Genomic DNA, 23,467 nt, shown 5'->3' with positions numbered 1-23,467 from the left:
CCTTCACCCCTGTCATCGTCCGCGAAGGCGGACGATCCAGTAATCACCAGCGTCTCGATTCAATCACGACTGTCACGGAATACTGGATGCCCCGCCTTCGCGGGGCATGACAGTGTGCCTCTATCTCACTCCCCCGCCTGGAGCTTCCGCGGAAACAGCTCCGGTGCGCCCGTCGCCACCAGCCGCGGGCCTTCCGGCGCATCGGTCTTGCTGAAATCGAGCTCCTCGATTCTCCCCGCGCGCTTCTCGATCTTGTCGGCGGAGATCAGCACCTGGCGGACGTCCTCGTTCACGTCGGCAAAATGCTTTTGCAGCTTCAGCACACGGTCGCGCAGGCGGCCGAGATCGTCGCCGAGCTTGATCACCTCGGTGCGGATCTGGTCGGCGGCATCGCGCATGCGCGCGTCCTTCATGATCTGCTGCATCACCTGGATCGCCAGCATCAGGAGCGAGGGCGAGACCAGCACGACGCGAGCGCGATAGGCCTTCTGGATCACGTCGTCGAAGCCGTCGTGTATCTCGGCATAGACCGATTCCGACGGCACGAACATCAGCGCCATCTCCTGGGTCTCGCCGGCGACGAGATATTTTTCCGCGATGTCGCTGACATGCTTCATCACGTCGCCGCGCAGCCGCTGCGTGGCCACGCGCCGCTCCTCGTCGGTGCGGGCGTCGTGCAGCGCGGTCATCGCCTCCAGCGGAAATTTTGCGTCGATGCAGAGCGGGCGCTGGTCGGGCAGGAACACGACGCAGTCCGGCCGCTTGCCGGTCGAGAGCGTGAACTGGAACTCGTAGGAGCCTTTCGGAAGTCCGTCCTGGACGATCGCCTCCATCCGCGCCTGGCCGAAGGCGCCGCGCGACTGCTTGTTGGCGAGCACGTCGCGCAAGGTGGTCACCTGCGTGGTGAGGTCGGTGAGGTTCTTGTGCGCGTTGTCGATGATGCCGAGCCGCTCGTGCAGCGCGCGCAGGCTCTCCATGGTGTTGCGGGTCGAATGTTCCATGGACTGGCCGACGCGGTGGGTCACCGAATCGAGCCGCTCGTTGACCGCCCGCGCCATCTCGGCCTGACGGCCGGCCAGCGCCTGGGTCATGGCATCGACCCGGCCGGAGGCCTCAGCTTGGGCGTGCAGCACCTGGGCGAGGCGCTCCTCGAGCTCGTCGGCACGGATCGCATGCGCCATGGCAAGTTCCGCGCCGCGCCGTCCCGAGCGAGTGATCACGACCGCAATCACAACCAGCAGGATGAGGACCAGCGCGCCGAAGCCGATCAGCGCATCGATGGTGCGCACCGGCCAGTCGCCAGCCATGAAAATGATCTCGCTCATGCCAGCCCTTCTAACCGATTCGCGCTCGGTCGCGAACGAAGGGGGAACGATTTCGGTAAAGAACTCCTTAGGTTTTATGGTTAACGAAACCTGAAGTTTTATCGTGAGCGGAGCGTGAGCCGGGTTCCTGGCCGCATTGACCGCATCCGGCGCGCGGCTTAAATCGCCGCCATGGCCCTACGAGAAATCATCATCCTGCCCGACAAGCAGCTGCGCCTGGTCTCCAAGCCGATCGAGAAGGTCACGCCGGAGATCCGCAAGCTTGCCGACGACATGTTCGAGACCATGTACGACGCGCCCGGAATCGGGCTTGCGGCGATCCAGGTCGCGCAGCCGCTGCGCCTGATCACCATGGACCTCGCCAAGCCCAACCAGGACGGCGAGACCAAGCCGGAACCGCGCGTGTTCATCAACCCCGAGATCATCGCCTCCTCCGAGGAGCTGTCCACTTACGAGGAAGGCTGCCTGTCGATCCCCGAATATTACGAGGAGGTCGAGCGCCCTGCGAAGGTGCGCGTGCGCTTCACCGATCTCGACGGCAAGCTGCATGAGGAGGACGCCGAAGGCCTCTACGCCACCTGCATCCAGCACGAGATCGACCATCTCAACGGCGTGCTGTTCGTCGACTACCTGTCGAAGCTCAAGCGCGACCGCGTGATGAAGAAGTTCGAGAAAGCCGCCAAGCGCGCGGGCGAGTGAGTCTCTAATGCTGCTCCGCATTCCCTGCGCTCCCTCCCCCCTTGCGGGGGAGGGCGGGGGAGAGGGGTAGCCCCGGCGGAAGTCCATCCGTCATCTGAATTACGTGCGTGCCGCGAACGCTTGTGCCGAGAGAGCGCGTCGTGTGGCACCCCTCTCCCTAGCCCTCCCCCGCAAGGGGGGGAGGGAACGCAGCGAGTTCTGTTGATGCCCCTCCGCCTGATCTTCATGGGCACGCCCGATTTCTCCGTGCCGACGCTGCTCGAGCTGGTCGCGCACGGCCACGAGATCGCGGCCGTCTACACCCGTGCGCCGAAACCGGGCGGACGGCGCGGGCTGCAATTGCAGCCGACCCCGGTCGAGGAAGCCGCGCGAAAGCTCGGCGTGCCCGTGCTGACGCCGAAGACGCTGAAGACAGAGGAAGCGCTGGAAGAGTTTCGTGCGTTCGACGCCGATGCCGCCGTCGTCGTCGCCTACGGCATGATCCTGCCGCAGGCGATCCTCGATGCGCCAAAGCTCGGATGCTACAATCTGCACGCTTCGCTGCTGCCGCGCTGGCGCGGGGCGGCGCCGATCAACCGCGCGATCATGGCAGGCGATGCCGAGAGCGGCGTGATGGTGATGAAGATGGATGTCGGCCTCGACACCGGCGACGTCGCCATGGCCGAGCGGCTTCCGATCACTGACACCATGACCGCGCTCGATCTGCACGATCGCCTCTCCCGCCTTGGCGCCGACCTGATGGTGCGTGCCATGGCCGGGCTCGACCGCGGCGGGCTCCAGCTCAAGCAGCAGAGCGAGGACGGCGTCACCTATGCGGCCAAGATCGACAAGGCCGAGGCACGGATCGACTGGACCAAGCCCGCACGCGCCGTGCTCCGCCACATCCACGGCCTGTCGCCGTTTCCCGGCGCATGGGCCGAGCTTGACGGTGTCAGCGAGAACGCGCGCGTCAAAATCCTGCGATGCGAATTGGCGAAGGGCGTGGGTTCACCGGGCGCGGTGCTCGACGATCACCTCACCATCGCCTGCGGCGAGGGCGCGATCCGCATCATCGAGCTCCAGCGCGAAGGCAAGGCCCGCATGCAGGCCGCGGACTTCCTGCGCGGCGTGCCCTTGAGGGCGGGAGCTAAATTCACCTAGTCAACTCGTCATACGCGGGCTTGACCCGCGTATCCATCTTCTAACAAAACTCCTTCTTGGGCGATGGATTGCCGGGTCAAGCCCGGCAATGACGCCGGATAAAGCTGGATCGATGCCCCGATACAAGCTCACCATCGAATATGACGGCGCGCCGTTCTTCGGCTGGCAGATCCAGGACACGCTGCCGTCGGTGCAGGGCGCGCTGGAAGCGGCGGTGAAGGCGATGACGGGCGCGGATCTGCGCGTGCACGGCGCCGGCCGCACCGATGCCGGCGTGCATGCGCGCGGCCAAGTCGCGCATGTCGATGTCGAGAAGCAGTTTCCGCCAGGCCGTTTTCGCGACGGTCTCAATGCGCATCTGCGCCCGCATCCGATCGCGGTGCTCGAGGCCGAGATCGTTCCTGATACATTCGAGGCGCGCTTCTCCGCCGTGAAACGGCATTACCGCTACCGCGTCATCAACACCCGCGCCAATCTCGCGCTCGATGTCGGCCACGCCTGGCGCGTGCCGCGCAAGCTCGACGCCGATGCGATGCATGCGGCAGCAAAACGCCTGCTCGGCAAGCACGATTTCACCACCTTTCGCGACACCGAGTGCCAGGCCAAGTCGCCGGAGAAGACGCTCGACCAGCTCGACGTGCTGCGCGATGGCCGCGAGATCACCATTGTCACCTCGGCGCGCTCGTTCCTGCACAGCCAGGTCCGTTCGATGGTGGGCTCGCTGGTCTGGGTCGGCGATGGCCGCTGGACCGCGGACGACCTCTCCGCAGCTCTCGCCGCCCGCAACCGCGCCGCCTGCGGCATCGTGGCCCCGGCGGAGGGGCTGTATCTGATGAAGGTGGATTATTAGCGCGCAGGCGCGCGCTCTCGCGTCACCCGCGGTGTCATGCCCCGCGAAGGCGGGGCATCCAGTACGCCGCGGCCCCTCGGTTCTATCGCTGCTGTCTCGGAGTACTGGATCGCCCGCCTTCGCGGGCGATCCAGTGGTGTGCTGGGCGAGAGCAGCGCCTACCCAAAATACCGCGTCAAAATCCCGCGATAGACCTGCGTCAGCTTCTCCAGATCCGTCACCGGCACGCGCTCGTCGACCTGGTGCATGGTCTGGCCGACCAAGCCGAACTCGATCACCGGGCAATAGCTCGAGATGAACCGTGCATCCGACGTCCCACCGCTCGTCGACAGCTCCGGCTTGCGTCCCGTCACCTCCTCGATCGCGGACACCGCAAGATCGGTGAACGGGCCGGGCTTGGTCACGAACACGTTGGAGTTCGAGGGCTCCCAGACGATGCGGGCCTTGATGCGGTTGCCGCAGGCCTTGGCGAGGCGCGTCTCGACCAGCTCGCGCAGGCTCGCCTGGGTGTGGTTGTCGTTATAGCGGATGTTGAATTTGGCACGGGCCTCGCCGGGGATGACGTTGCTCGCCTTGTTGCCGACGTCCACTGAAGTGAATTCGAGATTGGAGGCCTGGAACTGCGCGCTGCCATGGTCGAGCGGCTCGTCGGAGATCGCGACGATCAAGCGCGAGATATCCGGCACCGGATTGGAGGCGCGGTGCGGATAGGCGACATGGCCCTGCACGCCGTCGACATAAAGCGTGCCGGATTGCGAGCCGCGGCGGCCGACCTTGATGGTGTCGCCGAGCGTCTCGACGTTGGAGGGCTCGCCGAGCACGCAATGATCGAATTTCTCGCCGCGCTCGGCCGCCCACTTGAGCAGCTTGATGGTGCCGTTGATCGAGACGTCTTCCTCGTCGCCCGTGATCAGGAACGAGATCGAGCCCGTCCCGTCCGTGCGCAGCTTGCCGGCATTGGCAGCGAGATGCTCCAGCACAGCTGCGACCGAGCAGGCGATGCCGCCCTTCATGTCGACCGCGCCGCGGCCGTGCAGATAGCCGTTCTTCACCTCGCCGGAAAACGCGCCGACGCTCCATGCACTTTCGTCGCCCGGCGGCACCACGTCGGTATGGCCGGCGAAGGTGATGTGCGGCCCTTCTGTGCCGATCCGCGCATAGAGATTGTCGACGTCGGCGGTGCCTTCTTCGCTGAACGTCACGCGGTGGCAGGTAAAGCCGGCGGCGGTGAGGGCTCTTTCAAGCACCCCCAGCGCACCGGCGTCGGCCGGGGTTACCGAGGGACAGCGGATGAGATCGCGGGCAATCGAGAGAGCATCGGTCATGCGTTCCGCTTAACATGCATGCCGCCGGGTGGGCTAGCGCTGGGCGGCACGAATTCGAGCTCGCTCTGCTGGTCCCAGCTTTTTGCAGGGGTGGCGGGTGCGAGGCTCTCCTCCTCGTGCTGGGCAAGTGGATCGGGGCCGAACCGGTTGTCGCCCGAAGTGCCGGGCATAATGAACATCTCTACGAGGCCCCACAGCCACAGCGCGTGGACGGCCCAGTCGAACGGCACGAACCAGCTGGCGGCAGGCAGCCGATCCGAGAAATAGAACAGCAGGTTGGGGATGAAGGCGAATGGGATGATCCACCAGCCGCTTCGGTCGCGATCGTGCAGTCGCTTGATCGCGGTCGCAAGGGAGATCCACAGGAACAGCGATGCGCCGAGAATCCGTAAGGTCAGGCTCGCGCGCTCGGTGGATGACAGCAGTCGATGGCGTCGTGGGTCGATGATTTCGAACAGGCCGTCGAAGCCAAAGTCGAAATCGAAGTCGACATTGAACTTGAATTTAACGGATTTGGCCCCGTCCGGGATACTGATGGCCTGATCGACGATCCCCAGCAACGCAGCCAGCAGCGCGACGATCAGCAGCGCCTGCCATAGCAGCGCACGGTTGATGCGGCCGTCGAAGCGGAAGAAGTACCAGGTCCAGTCCATGCGAGAGGCTCCGGGCGGAAGTAGCCGCCCGGATGTTGGTCGCGATGGGGGGAGAGAGGGTTCGACTACCAGTCCCGCCATCCTGAGGTGCGAGGCCTGCGGTGCAGCGCACCGCAGGGGGAGCCTCGAAGGATGAGCGGCCGGAATGTAGCCGGCAGCCAGGCCGTCGCCCTTCGAGGGCCGCCGAAGAGGCGGCCACCTCAGGGTGACGGTGAGAGAATGGTGCGCGTGGCCCGATTAATCCCGCAGCAGCTCGTTGATGCTGGTCTTGGAGCGCGTGCGCTCGTCGACGCGCTTGACGATCACGGCGCAGGCGGTGCTCGGGCCGATCTGACCGTTCTTCATCGGCTTGCCGGGCAGGGCGCCCGGCACCACCACCGAATACTCCGGCACCTCGCCCATGAAGACCTCGCCGGTCTCGCGGTCGACGATCTTGGTCGAGGCGCCCAGGAACACGCCCATCGCCAGCACCGCGCCCTTGCGCACGATCACGCCCTCGGCGACCTCGCTGCGCGCGCCGATGAAGCAGTCGTCCTCGATGATGACGGGCTCGGCCTGCAGCGGCTCGAGCACGCCGCCGATGCCGGCACCGCCGGAGATGTGCACGCGCTTGCCGATCTGCGCGCAGGAGCCGACGGTGGCCCAGGTGTCGACCATGGTGCTCTCATCGACGTAAGCGCCGAGATTGACGAAGGACGGCATCAGCACGACGTTCTTGGCGATGAAGGCCGAGCGACGGACGACGGCGCCGGGCACCGCGCGAAAGCCCGCATCGCGAAACCGGTTCGGGCCCCAGCCTTCGAACTTCGAGGGCACCTTGTCCCACCAGCTGGCCTTGCCCGGACCGCCGGGAATCACGTCCATGTCGTTGAGGCGGAAGGAGAGCAGCACCGCCTTCTTCAGCCACTGATTGACCTTCCACTTGCCGTCGGCGCCGCGCTCGGCGACGCGGGCCTCGCCCTTGTCCAGCGTCTCCAGCGCCTGGTCCACGGCCTCGCGCACCTCGCCCTTGGTCGAGGTCGAGATGCCGTCACGCGCGTCGAAGGCGCTGTTGATGGTGGATTCGAGGGCGGACAGGGACATCGGGCTTTCCTCTTCGGATCAGGGAATTTTTGAGGGATTGGGGCGCTTTTTCGGGATTTGGCGGGGGAGAGTCAAGGCATACTCCGCTGTCGTCCCGGGGCGCGCGAAGCGCGAGCCCGGGACCCATAGCCACAGGCCGTCGTTTGGCGAAGATTCGGAGTTGCCAGTTTCGCGCCACAACCACTCCCTGTGGTTATGGGTCCCGGGCTCGCTTCGCGCCCCGGGACGACAGCGTTAGCGTGGTGACAACCGCCCCAAAAACCCTGTCAAATCATCCGTGACGTGATCGACATGGGCGGCGTCCCGGCCCTCCAGCTCCCAATCCTCGCGCACCACCTCCTTGGTGCCGTCAGGCACCACCAGCACCGTGGTCATGCCGAGCGCGTGGGGAACGGTGAGGTTGCGGGCGAGGTCCTCGAACATCGCCGCCCGGGTCGGATCGACCGCATGGTCGTCGAGGAATTTCCGATAGGTCTGCGGCGCCGGTTTCGGCTCGAAGCCGGCCGCGATGATGTCGAACACGCCGTCGAAATGGCCGGCAAGGCCGAGGCGCGCCAGCACGGCATCGACATGGTCGACCGAGCCGTTGGTCAGGATCAGCTTTCGTCCCGGCAGCTTTGCGATGGCTTCGCCAAGCTGCGGATTTGGCTCCAGCGGCGAGTGGTCGATCTTGTGCACATAGGCGAGATAGTCGTCGGCGCGCACGCCGTGCAGGGTCATCATGCCGCGCATCGTGGTGCCGAAGCGCCGGTAATAGTCCTTCTGGATGCTGCGCGCTTCCTCCGGGCCGACATTCAGCCAGTTGCACACGAACTCGCCGATGCGTGCATCGACCTGCTGCCACAGATTGACGTGATGCGGATAGAGCGTGTTGTCGAGGTCGAACACCCAGGTGTCGACGTGGGTGAAGGCGCGGGGGGAAGTCATATCAAATCTCTATCTGCTGAGCACAAGCGCTGCTCCACTCTCTGTCGTCGTCCCGGACAAGCGCAGCGAAGCGGAGCGCAGATCCGGGACCCATAACCACAGGGAGTGGTTTGGCGAAGACTGGCAACCACCATCGTGCGCCACACTGCTCCCTGGGGTTATGGGTCCCCGCGTTCGCGGGGACGACGGCGGAGTTTGCGGCCCCAGTGCCCTGATCCTCAATCACAGCAATACCATCACGGCATCGCAAAGCGCAGCGTCTTGCCGCCGCTGCTCATATCCACCGCGCCGAACCCCGTCGTCGCAAACCCGCGCGCGGGGCAATCGGTCTGCTCAACGGTCTCGAACTTGGTCTCGCGCGTGCAGAGCTGCTTGTCGCCGCCCCAGTTCAGCGGCTTGTCCTTCAGCTTGATGACACGGTTGTCGGCATCGATCGCTTCCGCGAAGCTGAAGATCTGCTTCGGCGTGCCTGTTACATCCGGGTGCAGGCAGGTCTTGGGATCGATGCGATACCAGCCGCGGCTCGTCACCGACTTGCCGTCGTCGGTGGCGACTGCCGCCATCACCTTGTGCGGCGTGTCGTTGCACCAGGTCAGGCCGCTCGACGACGGCGTCTGCGTCGCATCGACCATGGTCTTGAACAAATTCGGCGACGATACGGTGTCGGACGGCAGCCCGCGGCTCTTCAGGAATGCGGCGAGCGCTGCCTGCGTCTTCGGCCCGTCGACGCCGTCGATGGCGCCGACGTCATAGCCGATGATCACTAGGAGGCGCTGGATGCCGGCAAGGCGCGCCTGTTCGTCGTCATATTCGGAATCCTCGGCAAGGTAGGCGACGGCATTGCCGTCGTCGCCGCGCGTCGGCGTCACTTGCGTGAAGGGGACCTGCGTCTGGCCGCTGCGGCACTGCCGCGCAGCGGCGATGACGAAATTGTCCTGCGCCACGCACAGCATGTCGCTGCCGCTCTGCGGGATCGGGGAGGCGCCGTAGATGCCGAGCGCGCGCGCGTTGAGCAGAATACGGTCGGCGGTCAGCGTGCCCTGCACCACCACGCGGCAGGTGGCGGGATCGATCCTGAACCAGCCGCGCGTCGCCGTCGCCGCCTTGTCGTCAATGCCGATCGCGGCCTCGACGACATAGGACATGCGGTTGCAGATCTTGAGGTCGGCGAAGGCCGGCGCGGAGGAGAAGAAGAACGAGACGGCGGCCGCCGGGAGCGTCATCAGGACGCGGGTGAGGGGGGAGCGGCGGGGGCGCTGAACTCTCCGCTCGTCATGCCCGGGCTTGTCCCGGGCATCCACGTTTTCGCCGCGAGAAAGAGCGTGGATGGCCGGGACAAGCCCGGCCATGACGTTCTTTCGTCGCGGCGTCCAGCTCATCACTTGTGGATCAGCGTGCCCGTGCCCTGGTTGGTGAAGAGCTCGAGCAGCACCGCGTGCTGCATCTTGCCGTCGATGATGACGACGCCCTCGACGCCCTGCTCGAGCGCGTAGATGCAGGTCTCGACCTTCGGGATCATGCCGCCGGAAATGGTGCCGTCGGCGATCAGTTTTCGCGCGTCTTTCACCGACAGCTGCGGAATCAGCTTCTTCGACTTGTCGAGCACGCCGGGCACGTCGGTGAGCAGCAATAGGCGCTTGGCCTTCAGCGCGCCTGCGACGGCGCCGGCAAAGGTGTCGCCATTGACGTTGAGCGTCTGGCCGTCCTTGGAGGTCGCGAGCGGCGCCAGCACCGGGATCAGCTCATAGCCGATCAGCTGGTTGAGCAGCGTGAGGTCGACCTTCTCGGGATCGCCGACGAAGCCGAGATCGACCGCCTTCTCGATATGCGAGTCCGGATCGACGATGGTGCGCGTCGTCTTCGTCGCCTTCACCATGTTGCCGTCCTTGCCGGACAGGCCCACGGCTCTGCCGCCGGCATCGTTGATGTAGCCGACGATCTGCTTGTTGACGGAGCCGGCCAGCACCATCTCGACGATCTCGATGGTCGCAGCATCGGTGATGCGCAGGCCAGCGGCGAATTCCGAGACGATGCCGAGGCGCTTCAGCATGGTCGCGATCTGCGGCCCGCCGCCGTGCACCACCACCGGATTGATCGCGGTCTGCTCCAGCAGCACGATGTCGCGGGCAAAGTTCTTCGCGGTCTCCTCGTCGCCCATGGCATGGCCGCCATATTTGATGACGATGGTTTCCTCGTCATACTGCTGCATGTGCGGCAGCGCTTCGGACAGGATGCGGGCCTGGTCGAGCGGGGAGATGTCGGTCATGGGGCGGATCTCGCTGGCGGGACTGTCGGTGCGCGTTCTATCCGATTGGCGGGCGCGGCGCAAAGCGCTCTTCTTCCCCTCTCCCCCTGTGGGAGAGGGTGCCTCGCGAAGCGAGGCGGGTGAGGGGTCTCTCTCCGCGAGCACCCCTGTAGAGACAGACCCCTCATCCGGCGCTTCGCGCCACCTTCTCGAGCAAGGGGAGAAGAGAACGCTACTTCCTCGCCACCACCGCCGCGAGCGTCACGGCGAGCCAGCCCAAAATCATCACCGTTCCACCCGTCGGCGCCGCCATGGGAAACAGCGAGTGCCCGGCATATTGCCGCAAGGTGAGGTCGCCCGCGAACAGCGCCGCGCCGAGCACGAAGCCGAATGCGGCAATGAGCCCAATTCCGCCATGCAGAAGGCCGCGCGCGAGCAACCCAGTCACCGCAAGTATGGCAGTCGCATGAAACAGCAGCATGGCGCTGGCGGAGGCGAGGCGGCTGGCATCGGCGCCGTGGGCGGAGGCGGCGGCCAGCGCAACGGCGGCGGCGCCCATCAAACCGGCAAGCCCGATCAAGAGGCGATGCGCCACCATCACGACGCCCGCTCTTCCAGCAGCTTTGCCATCGCGGCGCGCAGCTCGGCCATGCCAGTCGAGCTGCGCGAGGAGGTCGCGAGCACGTTCGGGAAAGCGGCCGGATGTTTGGCGAGTGCAGTCTCGGTCTCGGCGATGCGTGATTGCAGCTCGGAGGCCTTCACTTGGTCGGCCTTGGTCAGCACGATCTGGTAGCTGACCGCCGAGCGGTCGAGCGTCTTCAGGACTTCGAGATCGACGTCCTTGAGGCCATGCCGCGCGTCGATGAGCACGTAGACGCGCGCGAGCGAGGCGCGGCCCAGCAGGAATGTGTGGATCAGCTCGGTCCAGGACGCGACCTGGCTCTTCGGCGCCTTGGCATAGCCGTAGCCGGGCATGTCGACGAGGCGTAGGTCGCTTTTCCCGGGGACCTCGAAAAAGATCAGCTCCTGGGTGCGGCCCGGCGTATGCGAGGTGCGCGCCAGCGCATTGCGACCGGTCAGCGCGTTGATCAGGCTGGACTTGCCGACATTGGACCGCCCGGCAAAGGCGATCTCCAGCCCCGCCATCGGCGGCAGCGTTTGAATCGACGGCGAGGCCCAGATGAACTGCCAGTCGCGCGCGAAAAGCTTGCGTCCCGCTTCGATCAGCTTCGCATCATTGGCGTCGGTCATGCGAAGCTCTTTGCTCGCTGTCATTCCGGGATGGTCCGAAGGACCAGACCCGGAATCTCGAGATTCCGGGTTCGATGCTTCGCATCGCCCCGGAATGACGGGTGCTACGTCGCCTTCCGCGCGAACGTCGCCTTGAGATTGTCGAACAGCTCCACCTTCACGCCGTTGCGGCGCATGATGAAGCTCTGCTGGAGCACCGAGAGCAAATTGTTCCAGGCCCAGTAGATGACGAGGCCCGCCGGGAAGCCGGCCAGCATGAAGGTGAAGATCAGCGGCATCCAGTTGAAGATGATCTGCTGCGTCGGATCCGGCGGCGTCGGGTTCAGCTTCATCTGGAACCACATCGTGATGCCCATGATGATCGGCCAGATGCCGAGCGCGAGGTAATGGCCGAACACCGGAATCGTGGTCGGATCGAACGGGATCAATCCGAACAGCGTGAACAGGTTGGTCGGATCCGGCGCGGAGAGGTCCTTGATCCAGCCGAAGAACGGCGCGTGCCGCATCTCGATGGTGACGAACAGCACCTTGTAGAGCGAGAAGAACACCGGGATCTGGATCACCACGGGAAGACAGCCGGCGACCGGATTGATCTTCTCCTTGCGGTAGATCTCCATCATCTCCTGCTGCTGCTTCACCTTGTCATCGGGAAAGCGCTCCTTCAGCGCCTGCAGCTGCGGCTGGATCGACTTCATCTTCGCCATCGAGGCGTAGGACTTGTTCGCCAGCGGGAAGAACAACAGCTTCACGATCACGGTGACGAGCAGGATCGAGATGCCGAAATTGCCGAAGAAGCGGTAGAAGAAGTCGAGGCCGAGGAACATCGGCTTGGTGATGAAGTAGAACCAGCCCCAATCGATCAACAGATCGAAATGGTTGAGGCCGAGCTCCTTGTTGTAGCCGCCGAGGCCGGCGAACGGGAACACGCCGACCACGCCGGCTTCCTTGGCGCCAGCGAACAGCCGCGCGTTCGCGGTGGCTGTGCCGCCGATCGCGACGGTGACGGGATCGAGCAGATAGTCGGTCTGGTAGGTGTGGACGTTGCCGGTCGGGTTCGACGAGAAGCGCGCCTGCAGCTGCGCATTGGTGTCCGGCAGCAGCGCCGAAGCCCAGTACTTGTCGGTGATGCCGAGCCAGCCATTGGTGGCCTTGAAGTTCACCGTCTTGGCTTCGTCGATTTTTTTGTAGGCATATTCCTGCAGGCCATCGAGATAGCCGATCAGGCCTTCATGCAGGATGTAATAGCCCGAGACCTGCGGCGTGCCGTGGCGCGAGATCAGCGCGAACGGATAGAGCGTAACCGGCGCGTTGCCGACATTGCTCACCTCGTCCTTGATGGTGAAGAGGTAGTGGTCGTCGACCGAGATGGTGCGGCGGAAGGTGAGGCCCTCGCCATTGTCCCATTTCAGCACCACCGGCGTCGTCGGCGTCAGGCTGCCGCTGCCGTCCTGCTGCCAGATGGTCTGGGCATCCGGCATCTTCGCGGTCACGCCCGTGGCGGCCACCCAGCCGAACTCGGCGTAATAGGGTTCGGCCGTGCCCGAGGGCGAATAGAGGATGATCGGCGGCGATTTCGGGTCGACCGTCTCGCGATATTGCACCAGCGCGAGGTCGTCGATGCGGCCGCCCTTCAGCGAGACGCTGCCGGAAAGCCGCGGCGTGTCGATCTTCACGCGCGGGCTGGCTTCGATCGCGGCGCTGCGGGCAACGACCGGCTGGGCCTGCTGGTTGCCCGGCGCCGCGGCAGGCGCGGGCGCATTGCCGGCCTGCGGTGTCGCGCCCGGCGTTGCCGAGGCGGTCGGCTGCGGCGTGTTCTTCTGGAGCTCGGCCTGCACCTGCTGCTGGGCGCGCTGCTTCTCCATCTGCGGGACGTTGTAGAAATATTGCCAGGCAATCAGGACGAGGCCCGACAGAATGACGGCGAGGATGGTATTGCGATTGTCGGTCATCTCTAATGTCTCGTCATCAATCCGGTTTGCGGCTGGCAGGGGCAGCGCCCGGCTTTTCGCCGCGCCGCTTCGCAGATCCCTTGTCGGATCCCTTGTCGGATCCCCTGGCCGTATGCCGCGCGGGCTTCGTGAACGCTATGCGCAGATCGTCGAGCATGGTGGCGAAGTCGCGCGAGAGCGCGTCCCTTCGGCCGACCAGTACATAATCATGATGGGGCTGCATCGACACCGGATCGAGCCGCTTCACCAATTCGCGAAGTCGGCGCCGGATGCGATTGCGCTCGGGGGCGTTGCCGTTCTTTTTGGTGACGGTGAAGCCGACCCGGATCGGGCCAGAATCGTCGCGGCGGCGGCTTTGCAGGACGAACGCGGGACTATTCGCCCGCGCGCCATTGGCAACGGCGAGGAAATCCGCCCGCTGCCTCAGCCGATCCATGATGAAATCCCAAAAATGGGGGTCCGGCTCAGGCGCTCAGACGCTTGCGGCCGCGGGCGCGGCGGGCGGCGAGGACCTTGCGGCCGCCGGCAGTGGCGAGACGGGCACGGAAACCGTGACGGCGCTTGCGCACCAGTTTGCTGGGTTGATAAGTCCGCTTCACGGGTTTTTCTCCGCTGACCGGGCAATTTGCCTGTAGAATTGATGGTAAAGTCCGGAAGATGCGGCCCAAAACGGGCCTTTTTCGGCCCCAAGAGAGCCGCTCCCGGCGTCACACCGGGTCATCGCGGACAATTTGCGCGGCTTATAAGGGAGCGTCTTGTTTTCGTCAACGCCGCAAGAGCGCGCTGTTCCGGTGAATATCGCTGTTTGTGCGGGGTTTTTAACCCTTGAGGTAGCGACTCGCCGCGTCCGTGATTACATCCCACCTTGGCAGATTAGCGATCTGTAATTTGACCGGGCGGGGGGCGGACCGCATCCTTCCTCAGCCAGATCGTTCACCAAGCAAGTTGTTCACTCGGCAAGGCAGCGAGGACGAATTTCGTGGCAGCGACAGACCTCCAGCCGATCCAGGATGCGGATCAGCGGGACCCGGCGGCGACGCGGCCGCGGGGGCCTGCCGGGCTTGGGCTGTCGGGCAAGCTGCTGCTGCTCACTGTGCCCCTGGTGATGATCGCGGCCATCCTGCTCTACGTGCCAGCCATCGCCAACTTCTGGGTCAACCGCCTCAACGACCGCGTCGCGGCGGCCAACACGGCAGCACTGGTGCTGGATGCGGCTCCGCTCGGCATGGTCCCCGATTCGCTCTCGCGCGAGATCCTGAAGAGCATCAATGCCCGCGCCGTTGCCATCAAGATGGGCCAGCAGCGCCGTCTGCTCGCCAGCGACAATTTGCCTACCACGATCGAGCATGACGTCGACCTGCGCGACATGAGCGTGTGGGAAGCGATCACCGGCTCGTTCCAGATGATGCTGGAGACCGGCAACCAGCCGATCCGCATCGTCGGGCCCGGCGTCGGCAATGCCCAATTCGTCGAGATCGTGACCGACGAATTGCCGCTGCGGCAGTCGATGTACCGCTTCTCCCGCAACGTCGTGGTGGTGGCGCTGATCATCGGCGTCCTGACCGCGGGTCTCGTCTATCTCGCGCTCCATTATCTGTTCGTGCGGCCGATGCGGCGGCTGACCGCGAGCCTGGTCGGCTTCCACGAGAACCCGGAGAGCTCGGCGCGCATCATCGTGCCGAGCCAGCGCAGCGACGAGATCGGCGTCGCAGAACGCGAATTGTCGGACATGCAGCGCGATCTGATGTCGATGCTGAATCAGAAGAGCCGGCTCGCCGCGCTCGGTCTCGCCGTGTCCAAGATCAATCACGATCTGCGCAATCTGCTCGCCTCCGCGCAGCTGCTGTCCGACCAGCTCGCCAGCGTGCCCGATCCGCGGGTGCAGCGCTTTGCGCCGAAGCTGGTGCGCTCGCTCGAGCGCGCCATCGCCTTCTGCCAGTCGACACTTTCTTATGGCCGCGCCCAGGAGGCCGCGCCCGACCGCCGCATGATCCTGATCGAGCCCGTGGTGCTCGAGGTGCGCGAGACGGCGGGGCTTGCCAGCGACGCCTCGATCGCCTGGGTCGCCGCGATCGAGCGCGGGCTCGCCATCGATGCCGATCCCGATCAGCTGTTCCGCGTGCTGCTCAACCTCGTCCGCAACGCCGCCCAGGCGCTGGAAAGCCATTCCTCGGGCGATGGCGGCGCGCAGCAGATCCGGATCACGGGAAAGCGCGAAGGCGCCGTCGCGATTTTGGAGGTCTCCGATACCGGCCCCGGCGTGCCTCAGAAGACCCGCGAGCATCTGTTCGAGGCGTTCCAGACCTCCGGCCGCCCCGGCGGCAGCGGTCTCGGCCTGGCGATCGCCGCCGAGCTGGTCCGCGCCCATGGCGGCGACATTCACCTCGTCGAAGGCACCATCGGCGCCACCTTCCGGATCGTCATCCCCGACCGCCCCGTGGAACTCCTCTCCGTTCGCAACGAGCGGCAGAGGGCGTAGGTCGGCCAGAGGCCGAGTGAACCTGTCATTCCGGGGCGGCGCAAAGCGCCGAACCCGGAATCCAGAGGTTTTGGGCGCGAGATTCCGGGTTCTCGCTTCGCGAGCCCCGGAATGACCGGGTGGAGATCGTCATCTCCCTGCAAAATCTCCCCAACCCGGACCTTGCCAATCGGGACAAGAGCGGTTAGTCAGAGCGCTCTTTCGCACCCCTCCGGCGCTGTCCGGAGGCTGCGTGTGGGCTAAAGCCCGCACCATCAGCGAAAAACGCGCCCGTAGCTCAGCTGGATAGAGCATCAGACTACGAATCTGAGGGTCGGACGTTCGAATCGTTCCGGGCGCGCCATTTTCCGTCCTTTGGCGGTGATATCTCCCCATCCCTTGGTGCGAATGGGTGTGCCGGACAGGCTCGGCATCGCCGCGACCCGCATTCATCGGGAAGCTCACAAAGCGCTGCCGGGCAAGGACGAAACCTTTTGCCGGACGGGCGAAGCCAGCCGGAAACAAACCAAGCCTAGCCTCGCCCAAGCTGCCCCGTCCAACCCGATTTAAGGGAGGGTCTCATGAAAGCAGCACTGTTGGCACTATTGCTTCTTGGCCAGCCCGCGATCCCGATTTCAGACCGAGTGCCCATATTCAACGTGGAAGCCCTCTGCAGGGATGTTTCCGCTGACGACAAAGCGTCAGGGCTCGCCCTGGCGCAGGATGCCGGCGAATGCATGCGTGACGAGACACTGGCGCAGCAACAGCTCGGTTCGGCCTGGCTGACTGTTCCGGGGCCCGCGCGTGAGAGTTGCGAAGGCGAGGCTTCGGCAGATGGAATCCAAAGCTATGTCGATCTGCTGACCTGTCTGCAGATGTCAGGCTGGGCGAATCCGGCTTCCCCGCCGGCGACCCCGCTCAGGGGCGCGAGCAAGATGCGGAACGCCAAGCGATGAGATGAGGCTTGATTGCCGCAACGACGGAGGTGCGCTGCCTGTCGCGCACCGGCCCCCGACTCGTCAGTGAAGCTCGCACCATGTTTTCCATGTGCCGATCCATCGGCGACACACCACGGACATAGGCTTTCACATAGTTCTTCTGCTGCGTACACCGGGCCAATGTAGACATACCCTCGTGCTTGCCCGCAACATATGCACTGGACGTCAGATTTCTGAACGCTGCCGGTCGCGACAGGGTCCGGGTGATACTTGAAGCTTGGAAGGTTGCTCACCGATTGCCCTGTGAGAATAGCGGACTTGGCGATCGTAAAGTCCAAAATGGCCTGATCGCAAGCAACTCTGACCGATTAGGATGACTTGGTAAGTCAGCTCCAAAGCGTTGCCGGGATGGCTCTATCAGCCTTCGAGCATCTCTGCAAAAGCGGGAATTGCTCAGGGCCGACCGCGGCCTTGGATCGGAATTCTTGCCGCAACGTCTGGCCGGTTTCTCGAGCCAGGCTATGGCCTCCGGTCCGTCGACGACACACTCGAAGGTTTCCCAGGCTGGATCCTCGATGGTGTCGGGTTGCAGGCGTTTCGCCGCATACTCGACCAGTTCATGCAGGCCCTCGTATCCTCGTCGGCGTTCGAGGGAGTCCGCAATCGCCGGGCTGGCCCAGCCGCGTTGGGCCAGATCGACAATGCTCGGACCGTCAGCCTCGCTGAACCAGGGCGTGGCATCGAACTCGAGACAGAGGATGTTATCGGCGGTATGGCAAGTCGCGTGGATCATCATCGGATTCCTCCGTCTTGCGCTAGCATTGCACGTCGCTCATCGCTGTCTCGCACGCCCTCAGGCTTTGACCAGGTCCCCCAGCAGGTTCGCCGCCACCATCAGCTTGGCGAGCGTCAGGCCGCCGGCGGCAATCTCCTCGACGGCACGACGGATACGCGTCGCCTCGGGATGAGCTGCAAGCCAGGTCTCCGCCGCCTGCTGACCGGATTGGCCGATCGTCAGCATATCTGCGGCCAGGCGTCTTTCGGCAGCCGCGATCAGGTCGACGGCGCGGTCGATGGCGAGGCGTTCGAAATGATCGCTGGCCGGCACGTTGCGCGCAGCGGCGGTGATGCGGTCGAGACGGAAATTGGCCTCGGCGGCAAAGAACGTCGCGGCGGCATCACCGATGCTGCGGCTGGTGCGCTCGGCCACCGTTACGATGTCAGGCGCCGGGACCAGGGCATCGAGATCGGCCAGTTCGCCGGCGAGGCCGGACGGGACGCCGGCATCGGTCAGGTCCTGCCGGCGCTTGCTGCGTGCGGCCTGCATGTCCGCTGGAAGGGCCGTGTCGAGCGAGGCCGCGATCTCGCGGACCGCAGGGCCAAACCGGGCAATGACCGCGCCCAAGCCATCCCCAAAATCGACATTGCGCACATACCAGACCATGCGGGAGAGCAGGAGATCCTGGATCGCCGCGTAGAGGCTGAGCTGCAACTGCCCGTCGATTCGATTGTCGAGCGCGTCGATCGCGTCATTGAGTCGCCTGAGCTCGTAGATCGCATCCACCGCCACCTGGGCCATGACGATGGTCGAGATATCGGCGTCGGTCTCGTCGGTCAGGCGTACGATGCAGGCCGGGCCCCCGCGGTTGATCACGGCATTGACGAGACTGGTCGCGATGATCTCGCGTCGGAGTCGATGGAGCTCGACCGCGGCCGGGAATTTGTCGAGAACCTCGCGCGGAAAATACAGGGACAGTCTGCGGGCGAGATAAGGATCGTCAGGCACGCCGGTTTCGAGCAGGTCACTGTAGAGCGTCAGCTTGGCGTAGGCGAGCAACACCGCGAGCTCGGGCCGTGTCAGGGACTGCCCGCGCCTGGTCCGTTCGGCGATCGCGGCGTCGTCAGGCAGGAATTCGACGGCGCGGCTGAGCAGGCTGCGCTGCTCGAGCGACTGCATCAGGCGCGTGAGGAAGCCGGTCTCGGCCATGCCCTTGCGTTCGGCGAGCGAGAGCGCCAGCGTCTGCAGATAGTTGTTGCGCAGGACCAGCGCACCGACTTCGTCGGTCATCGCGGCAAGCAGGGTGTTGCGGTCAACCGGGCTGAGGCGTCCCTCGCGCTCGGGGCGCGCCAATGCGATCTTGATGTTGACCTCGACGTCGGACGTATTCACGCCGGCCGAATTGTCGATCGCATCGGTGTTGAGCTTGACGCCCTTCTGCGCCGCTTCGATGCGCCCGCGCTGGGTGAGGCCGAGATTGGCGCCTTCGCCGATCACCCTGGCGCGAACGTCGGTCCCGCTGATGCGGATCGGATCATTGGCGCGGTCGCCGGCCTGATCGTCGCTCTCCGCCGAGGCCCGGACATAGGTGCCGATGCCGCCGAACCACAAGAGGTCCGCGCGCGCCTTCAGGATTGCCGTCATCACCTCGAAGGGCGTTGCCTGCTCCTTGTCGAGATCGAGCAGGGTGCGCACTTCCGGGGCGAGCGGAATCGCCTTGAGCGAGCGCGAGAACACGCCGCCTCCTTCCGAGATCAGAGATTTGTCGTAGTCCTGCCAGCTCGATCGCGGCAGGTCGAACAGGCGCTTGCGCTCAGTGAAGCTGATCGCCGGGTCGGGGGAGGGATCGATGAAGATGTCGCGGTGATCGAACGCCGCAACGAGCCTCGTCGCCGGCGAGAGCAGCATGCCGTTGCCGAAGACGTCGCCCGACATGTCGCCGACGCCGACCACGGTGAAAGGCATGGTCTGAATGTCGGTGCCGAGCTCGCGGAAGTGGCGCTTGACCGCCTCCCAGGCGCCGCGCGCCGTGATCCCCATCTTCTTGTGGTCGTAGCCCTGGCTGCCGCCGGAGGCGAAGGCATCGCCGAGCCAATGGTCCTTCTCGGCCGAGATCGCGTTGGCGACGTCGGAGAAGGTGGCGGTGCCCTTGTCGGCGGCGACGACCAGATAGGGATCGTCGCCGTCATGCCGCACGGTCAAGTCGGGCGGCACCACGATGTCGCCGTCGAGATTGTCGGTGAGTTCGAGCAGCGAGCGCACGAAGATGCGATAGGCCTCGGTGCCCTCCGCGAGCCACGCCTCGCGATCGGAGGGCGGCGGCAGGCGCTTGGGCACGAAGCCGCCCTTGGCGCCGACCGGCACGATCACGGCGTTCTTGACTTGCTGCGCTTTCACGAGGCCGAGGATCTCGGTGCGGAAATCCTGCGGCCGGTCGGACCAGCGCAGGCCGCCGCGCGCGACCTTGCCGAAGCGCAGGTGAATGCCTTCGACACGCGGTGAGTAGACGAAGATCTCGTAGAGCGGTCGGGGAGGGGGCAGATCCTCGATCTTGCGCGCGTCGAACTTGAAGGAGATCACCGGGCGCGGATGTCCGTCCGGGCCAACCTGCCACAAATTGCTGCGGATGGTCGACTGCACCAGATTGGTGAAACGGCGCAGGATGCGGTCTTCATCGAGCGAGGCGACGGATTTGAGCTGCTCCTCGATCTCGGCAAGGAGAATTATCTCGCGTGCCGAACGCTCGCGATCGGTCAGGACGAGGCGCGGATCGCTGCGGGCCTGGAACAGCGCGACGAGGTTGGCCGTGATCGCGGCGTTCTTGCGCAAGGTCTCCCACATATAGTCCTGGGTGAAGGGTGCGCGGATCTGGTGCAAATAACGCGACAGCGCCCGGATGGTCGAGACTTCCCGCCAGCCCAGGGCCGTGCGCAGGATCAAGGCATTGTACCCGTCGGATTCGGCGCGATCGGTGACCACCGCCATGATCGAGGCCTCCAGGCGATGGCTGAAGTCCCGGCTGATCTCGATCGGCTGGCCGTCGCTGGTCTCGATCGTCATGTCGTGCAGCCAGACCGGCTCGGGCCTGTTGCCGGGCACGATCTGATAGGTGCGTTCGTTGACCACGCGCAGGCCGTGATTTTCGATCACCGGCACGCGGTAGGACAGCGACAGCGGCGCGGCATCCGAAAACACCTTCAGGCCGAAGCGCCTGGGATCGTCCTCCTCGAAGCGGTGAACCGAAATCGTCACCGGGCGGGCTGGCGTGAGCCTCTCGACGGTGGCGATATCGGCGATCGCCTGTTCTGCCGTGGAAGCCTCGGTATAGCCGCCGCTGAAGGCTTGAGCGTAGCGATTTGCGAGCATGCGCGCCCGCATGCCGTCGGTCGACGCAGCCAGCGCGGCCTTCAGCTTGTCGGCCCAGGTCGCGGCAATGGCGCTGATCCCGGCTTCCAGCGTAGCGCGCTCGACGGCGGGAGTCTTACCTTCATAGCGTCCGATGATGTAGTGGACGCGCGCCAATGCTCCTTCGGGGAAGGACACGTAGGAGGCCGACAGTGTCCCCTTGTAGCTCTGCGACAGGAAGGCGCCGACGCGCATGCGCACGTCGGTGTCGTATTTGTCGCGCGGAATGAACACGAGGATGGAAACGAAGCGGTCGAACTTGTCGACCCGCGCCAGCGCCCGGACGCGGGGGCGCTCATAGAGGATCAGGATCTCCATGACGAAATCGAAGAGGGTATCGACGTCGATCTGGAACAGCTCGTCGCGCGGATATTCCTCGAGAATATGCTGGAGAGCTTTGCCGGAATGGCTGTTCGGGTCGAAGCCGGCGCGCTGGAGCACCCGCGATACCTTGTGGCGAACATAGGGGATCTGTCGTGCCGAGCGCGTATAGGCACCCGAGGTGAACAGGCCGACGACGCGCAATTCACCCTCGAGCCGGCCGTCGGGCGTATAGAGCTTGATGCCGACATAATCCATCCGGATGCGGCGATGGACGCGGCTGCTCACATTGGCCTTGATGACGATGAGCAGGGTCGGCTCGCGCATGAACTCGCGAATCTCCGACGTCATCACCACCATTTCGCTGCCGCGGCGCAGGACCTTTACGTCGGGATCGCGGAGGATGCCGAGGCCCTCCGCGGTCGCGATGTCGTCCGACGCATCGCGGCCGGGCGAGAAGCGATATTCGCGCACGCCGAGAAAGGTGAAATTGTCCGCGCACAGCCATTGCAGGAACTGGTTGGCCTCGGCGACCTCGTCGATCGGCAGCGGCGGCGGATTGGACGAGAACGTCTTGACCGCGTCCTCGACGCGGTCGCGCATGGCGCGCCAGTCCGCGACGCAGGCGCGCACGTCGCCCAACGCCCTGGTGAGGCCGTCAATCAGCCTCTCGCGGTCCGCGTCGGCGTCCAGGCGGGTGATGTGGAGGTGAATCAGGCTCTCGCGCGCGCCCTTTGCCCCTTCCGGCAGTGCCTCGCCGTAGAAGCGCAGGAGCTTGCCCTGGTCATCGCGCTCCACCGCGATGATGGGGTGAGCAACGAGAGTGACTTCGATGCCCTGCTCGGTGAGCTCCGCCATGGTGGAATCGAACAGGAAGGGCATGTTGTCGTTGAGGATTTCGAGCACGGAGATCTCGCGCCCGTCCGGCATCAGCGGATTGACGACGCGGATATCGGCACGCCCCGCCGTACGCCGCTGCACATGCTCCCAGGCTTGCTCGGCCAGGAAGGCAAGCGAGGAGGCATCGTGACTGGCGAGATCCTCGACATTGGTGAAGGCGAACAGAAGCTCCGCAAAGCTTGGGGGGGCCTTTCCCGGCTGCACGCTTCCGGCTGCCTCGCGGATCAGGGTTGCCCGGGCCTTGTCGTCGCGCCATGCCATAGCGTCCTCCATGTCCCAGCCGACGAACCGCAATTACGGTCGGGCGTTGTTCTTGGAGTGCGCCTCTTCGAGCGCATCTTGTTGACCGCGTTTCAATCGCCTTGGCGAAATCGTCGGTCTTGCGGCTCGACGATATTAGCACTCCGCGGCCGTCATGGCGCGCGGAGTTGTGAGGCGCGCTTTGCGGGCGGAAAACCGGTGCCAACGACCATCGCGCCGTTGGGTGCCCTGCAAAATGACGAGGAATTTCAATTGTGTAAATGCTTTCTCGGGTCGAGCCGCACGAGGCTACTTCATGCGGTGCCGCTGCAGTAATGTGCCGACAAACATTTACGCCCCCGATGGCCCGGTGCGACACCGTCGCCCTTATCTAGCCGTCCTAATGGTCGTCTACCGCAGAGGTTCAAGTGTCGGACTTTCACTGATCAACTGATCCGTGGTTGCAACACGAATTGACCGGTTGGTGAGAAGACCGCTCCACACCCAGTTATGATGCTCGATGACTGCTGAGGCGCCGAGGTGAGGTCGGTCGCTAAGAGTATGACCATCGGCGACCACAACGACATCATGACCAAGCGAGATAGCGGACCGGACTGTCGCATCGACGCAGAAGTCGGTAGCCCAACCTGCGACAAGTATGCGGTCGGGTGCGAGCTGAGCCAAGGTCTCTTTGAGAGGAGTTCCTACGAACGGATCGTTCAGCGTCTTCTCAATAACAATGTCGTCTTGCTTGCGAACCAACTCCGGAAGGAATTCCCAGCCTTTGGCGCCTCGCTCGAAGCCATCCCCTCGTTTGCCGCAGTGCCGAATCCATACGACCCTGCCAGATCGCCCGCGGACCATTTCCGTGACCATATTGATGCGCTCGATCACCCCGTACAAATCGCGCTTGGGCGCTCCGTCTAACAACCCAACTTGCATATCGACGACAACAACCATGTCCATTATCGCCTCTCAAA

The 23,467-nt window shown here is 64.6% G+C and carries 20 protein-coding genes and 1 tRNA gene; 6 read left to right on the top strand and 15 right to left on the bottom strand.

The features are described 5' to 3' along the window. Positions 1-125: 125 nt before the first annotated feature. Complete coding sequence (locus tag BRAGE_RS0135975) at positions 126-1,325, bottom strand: DNA recombination protein RmuC (RefSeq protein WP_027561558.1); 1,200 nt, start codon at positions 1,323-1,325, stop codon at positions 126-128. 171 nt (positions 1,326-1,496) lie between these two features. Between BRAGE_RS0135975 and def the strand changes: the two genes are divergently transcribed. From def to truA, 3 genes are all read left to right on the top strand, one after another. Further along, entirely contained in the window at positions 1,497-2,024 is a 528-nt protein-coding gene (gene def / locus BRAGE_RS0135970; protein WP_027561557.1) for a peptide deformylase, read from the top strand. A 204-nt stretch (positions 2,025-2,228) separates the two neighbouring features. Beyond that, positions 2,229-3,164, top strand: a complete 936-nt coding sequence (gene fmt / locus BRAGE_RS0135965) for a methionyl-tRNA formyltransferase (protein WP_027561556.1) — start codon at positions 2,229-2,231, stop codon at positions 3,162-3,164. A gap of 112 nt (positions 3,165-3,276) precedes the next feature. After that, a complete protein-coding gene (gene truA, locus BRAGE_RS0135960; RefSeq protein ID WP_027561555.1) occupies positions 3,277-4,014 on the top strand; it encodes a tRNA pseudouridine(38-40) synthase TruA in 738 nt (245 codons plus the stop codon). Between the two features lie 158 nt (positions 4,015-4,172). On the opposite strand, the gene dapE is transcribed toward truA, so the two are convergent. From dapE to rpmH, 11 genes are all read right to left on the bottom strand, one after another. Further along, on the bottom strand, positions 4,173-5,339 hold the full coding sequence (gene dapE / locus BRAGE_RS0135955; protein WP_027561554.1) for a succinyl-diaminopimelate desuccinylase: 1,167 nt from the start codon (positions 5,337-5,339) through the stop codon (positions 4,173-4,175). Continuing rightward, positions 5,336-5,992: a DUF805 domain-containing protein gene (locus tag BRAGE_RS0135950; protein WP_027561553.1), complete on the bottom strand. Its 657-nt coding sequence runs from the start codon at positions 5,990-5,992 to the stop codon at positions 5,336-5,338. Before BRAGE_RS0135950 ends, dapE begins: the two co-directional genes overlap by 4 nt. A gap of 237 nt (positions 5,993-6,229) precedes the next feature. Further along, positions 6,230-7,075 (bottom strand): 2,3,4,5-tetrahydropyridine-2,6-dicarboxylate N-succinyltransferase, encoded by an 846-nt coding sequence (dapD, locus tag BRAGE_RS0135945; RefSeq protein WP_027561552.1) that lies wholly within the window; start codon positions 7,073-7,075, stop codon positions 6,230-6,232. A 234-nt stretch (positions 7,076-7,309) separates the two neighbouring features. Further along, positions 7,310-8,002, bottom strand: coding sequence for a pyrimidine 5'-nucleotidase (locus BRAGE_RS0135940; RefSeq protein ID WP_027561551.1), 693 nt, complete (start codon positions 8,000-8,002; stop codon positions 7,310-7,312). A gap of 236 nt (positions 8,003-8,238) precedes the next feature. Next, positions 8,239-9,225: a DUF1036 domain-containing protein gene (locus tag BRAGE_RS0135935; protein WP_027561550.1), complete on the bottom strand. Its 987-nt coding sequence runs from the start codon at positions 9,223-9,225 to the stop codon at positions 8,239-8,241. A gap of 155 nt (positions 9,226-9,380) precedes the next feature. Beyond that, positions 9,381-10,268 (bottom strand): acetylglutamate kinase, encoded by an 888-nt coding sequence (gene argB / locus BRAGE_RS0135930; protein WP_027561549.1) that lies wholly within the window; start codon positions 10,266-10,268, stop codon positions 9,381-9,383. Positions 10,269-10,479: 211 nt separating this feature from the next. Beyond that, complete coding sequence (locus BRAGE_RS0135925; protein ID WP_027561548.1) at positions 10,480-10,845, bottom strand: DUF423 domain-containing protein; 366 nt, start codon at positions 10,843-10,845, stop codon at positions 10,480-10,482. Then, on the bottom strand, positions 10,845-11,498 hold the full coding sequence (yihA, locus tag BRAGE_RS0135920; RefSeq protein WP_027561547.1) for a ribosome biogenesis GTP-binding protein YihA/YsxC: 654 nt from the start codon (positions 11,496-11,498) through the stop codon (positions 10,845-10,847). Before yihA ends, BRAGE_RS0135925 begins: the two co-directional genes overlap by 1 nt. A gap of 104 nt (positions 11,499-11,602) precedes the next feature. Beyond that, positions 11,603-13,447 (bottom strand): membrane protein insertase YidC, encoded by a 1,845-nt coding sequence (yidC, locus tag BRAGE_RS0135915; RefSeq protein ID WP_027561546.1) that lies wholly within the window; start codon positions 13,445-13,447, stop codon positions 11,603-11,605. Between the two features lie 16 nt (positions 13,448-13,463). Further along, positions 13,464-13,883, bottom strand: coding sequence for a ribonuclease P protein component (rnpA, locus tag BRAGE_RS0135910; protein ID WP_027561545.1), 420 nt, complete (start codon positions 13,881-13,883; stop codon positions 13,464-13,466). Positions 13,884-13,911: 28 nt separating this feature from the next. Beyond that, entirely contained in the window at positions 13,912-14,046 is a 135-nt protein-coding gene (rpmH, locus tag BRAGE_RS50845) for a 50S ribosomal protein L34 (RefSeq protein ID WP_008542748.1), read from the bottom strand. A 380-nt stretch (positions 14,047-14,426) separates the two neighbouring features. Between rpmH and BRAGE_RS0135900 the strand changes: the two genes are divergently transcribed. From BRAGE_RS0135900 to BRAGE_RS0135890, 3 genes are all read left to right on the top strand, one after another. Then, on the top strand, positions 14,427-15,926 hold the full coding sequence (locus tag BRAGE_RS0135900) for a sensor histidine kinase (RefSeq protein ID WP_027561543.1): 1,500 nt from the start codon (positions 14,427-14,429) through the stop codon (positions 15,924-15,926). Positions 15,927-16,192: 266 nt separating this feature from the next. Continuing rightward, positions 16,193-16,269 (top strand) — tRNA-Arg (locus BRAGE_RS0135895). Positions 16,270-16,486: 217 nt separating this feature from the next. Further along, positions 16,487-16,861 carry a hypothetical protein gene (locus BRAGE_RS0135890; protein ID WP_027561542.1) on the top strand — a complete coding sequence of 125 codons (375 nt, stop codon included), beginning with the start codon at positions 16,487-16,489 and terminating at the stop codon, positions 16,859-16,861. Here the strand turns inward: BRAGE_RS0135890 and BRAGE_RS58100 are convergent. From BRAGE_RS58100 to BRAGE_RS0135880, 3 genes are all read right to left on the bottom strand, one after another. Further along, positions 16,753-17,136: a CbrC family protein gene (locus tag BRAGE_RS58100; protein WP_231164356.1), complete on the bottom strand. Its 384-nt coding sequence runs from the start codon at positions 17,134-17,136 to the stop codon at positions 16,753-16,755. The two genes, BRAGE_RS0135890 and BRAGE_RS58100, sit on opposite strands and share 109 nt — an antisense overlap. Before the next feature lie 560 nt (positions 17,137-17,696). Beyond that, positions 17,697-22,520, bottom strand: coding sequence for an NAD-glutamate dehydrogenase (locus tag BRAGE_RS0135885; RefSeq protein WP_027561541.1), 4,824 nt, complete (start codon positions 22,518-22,520; stop codon positions 17,697-17,699). A gap of 378 nt (positions 22,521-22,898) precedes the next feature. Continuing rightward, complete coding sequence (locus tag BRAGE_RS0135880; protein ID WP_027561540.1) at positions 22,899-23,453, bottom strand: isochorismatase family protein; 555 nt, start codon at positions 23,451-23,453, stop codon at positions 22,899-22,901. Positions 23,454-23,467 lie beyond the last annotated feature (14 nt).

It is taken from the genome of Bradyrhizobium genosp. SA-4 str. CB756 (assembly GCF_000473125.1).
GTDB classification, from domain to species: domain Bacteria; phylum Pseudomonadota; class Alphaproteobacteria; order Rhizobiales; family Xanthobacteraceae; genus Bradyrhizobium; species Bradyrhizobium arachidis.
Note: the sequence above shows the minus strand (reverse complement) of the source record. Positions and strands in the feature narration are given on the sequence as shown.

Bases quoted from the DNA above. Each gene is read 5' to 3' on its own strand.
- BRAGE_RS0135975 (WP_027561558.1), bottom strand. From the start codon at position 1,325: ATGAGCGAGATCATTTTCATGGCTGGCGACTGGCCGGTGCGCACCATC.
- def (WP_027561557.1), top strand. From the start codon at position 1,497: ATGGCCCTACGAGAAATCATCATCCTGCCCGACAAGCAGCTGCGCCTG.
- fmt (WP_027561556.1), top strand. From the start codon at position 2,229: ATGCCCCTCCGCCTGATCTTCATGGGCACGCCCGATTTCTCCGTGCCG.
- truA (WP_027561555.1), top strand. From the start codon at position 3,277: ATGCCCCGATACAAGCTCACCATCGAATATGACGGCGCGCCGTTCTTC.
- dapE (WP_027561554.1), bottom strand. From the start codon at position 5,339: ATGACCGATGCTCTCTCGATTGCCCGCGATCTCATCCGCTGTCCCTCG.
- BRAGE_RS0135950 (WP_027561553.1), bottom strand. From the start codon at position 5,992: ATGGACTGGACCTGGTACTTCTTCCGCTTCGACGGCCGCATCAACCGT.
- dapD (WP_027561552.1), bottom strand. From the start codon at position 7,075: ATGTCCCTGTCCGCCCTCGAATCCACCATCAACAGCGCCTTCGACGCG.
- BRAGE_RS0135940 (WP_027561551.1), bottom strand. From the start codon at position 8,002: ATGACTTCCCCCCGCGCCTTCACCCACGTCGACACCTGGGTGTTCGAC.
- BRAGE_RS0135935 (WP_027561550.1), bottom strand. From the start codon at position 9,225: ATGACGCTCCCGGCGGCCGCCGTCTCGTTCTTCTTCTCCTCCGCGCCG.
- argB (WP_027561549.1), bottom strand. From the start codon at position 10,268: ATGACCGACATCTCCCCGCTCGACCAGGCCCGCATCCTGTCCGAAGCG.
- BRAGE_RS0135925 (WP_027561548.1), bottom strand. From the start codon at position 10,845: ATGGTGGCGCATCGCCTCTTGATCGGGCTTGCCGGTTTGATGGGCGCC.
- yihA (WP_027561547.1), bottom strand. From the start codon at position 11,498: ATGACCGACGCCAATGATGCGAAGCTGATCGAAGCGGGACGCAAGCTT.
- yidC (WP_027561546.1), bottom strand. From the start codon at position 13,447: ATGACCGACAATCGCAATACCATCCTCGCCGTCATTCTGTCGGGCCTC.
- rnpA (WP_027561545.1), bottom strand. From the start codon at position 13,883: ATGGATCGGCTGAGGCAGCGGGCGGATTTCCTCGCCGTTGCCAATGGC.
- BRAGE_RS0135890 (WP_027561542.1), top strand. From the start codon at position 16,487: ATGAAAGCAGCACTGTTGGCACTATTGCTTCTTGGCCAGCCCGCGATC.
- BRAGE_RS0135885 (WP_027561541.1), bottom strand. From the start codon at position 22,520: ATGGAGGACGCTATGGCATGGCGCGACGACAAGGCCCGGGCAACCCTG.
- BRAGE_RS0135880 (WP_027561540.1), bottom strand. From the start codon at position 23,453: ATGGACATGGTTGTTGTCGTCGATATGCAAGTTGGGTTGTTAGACGGA.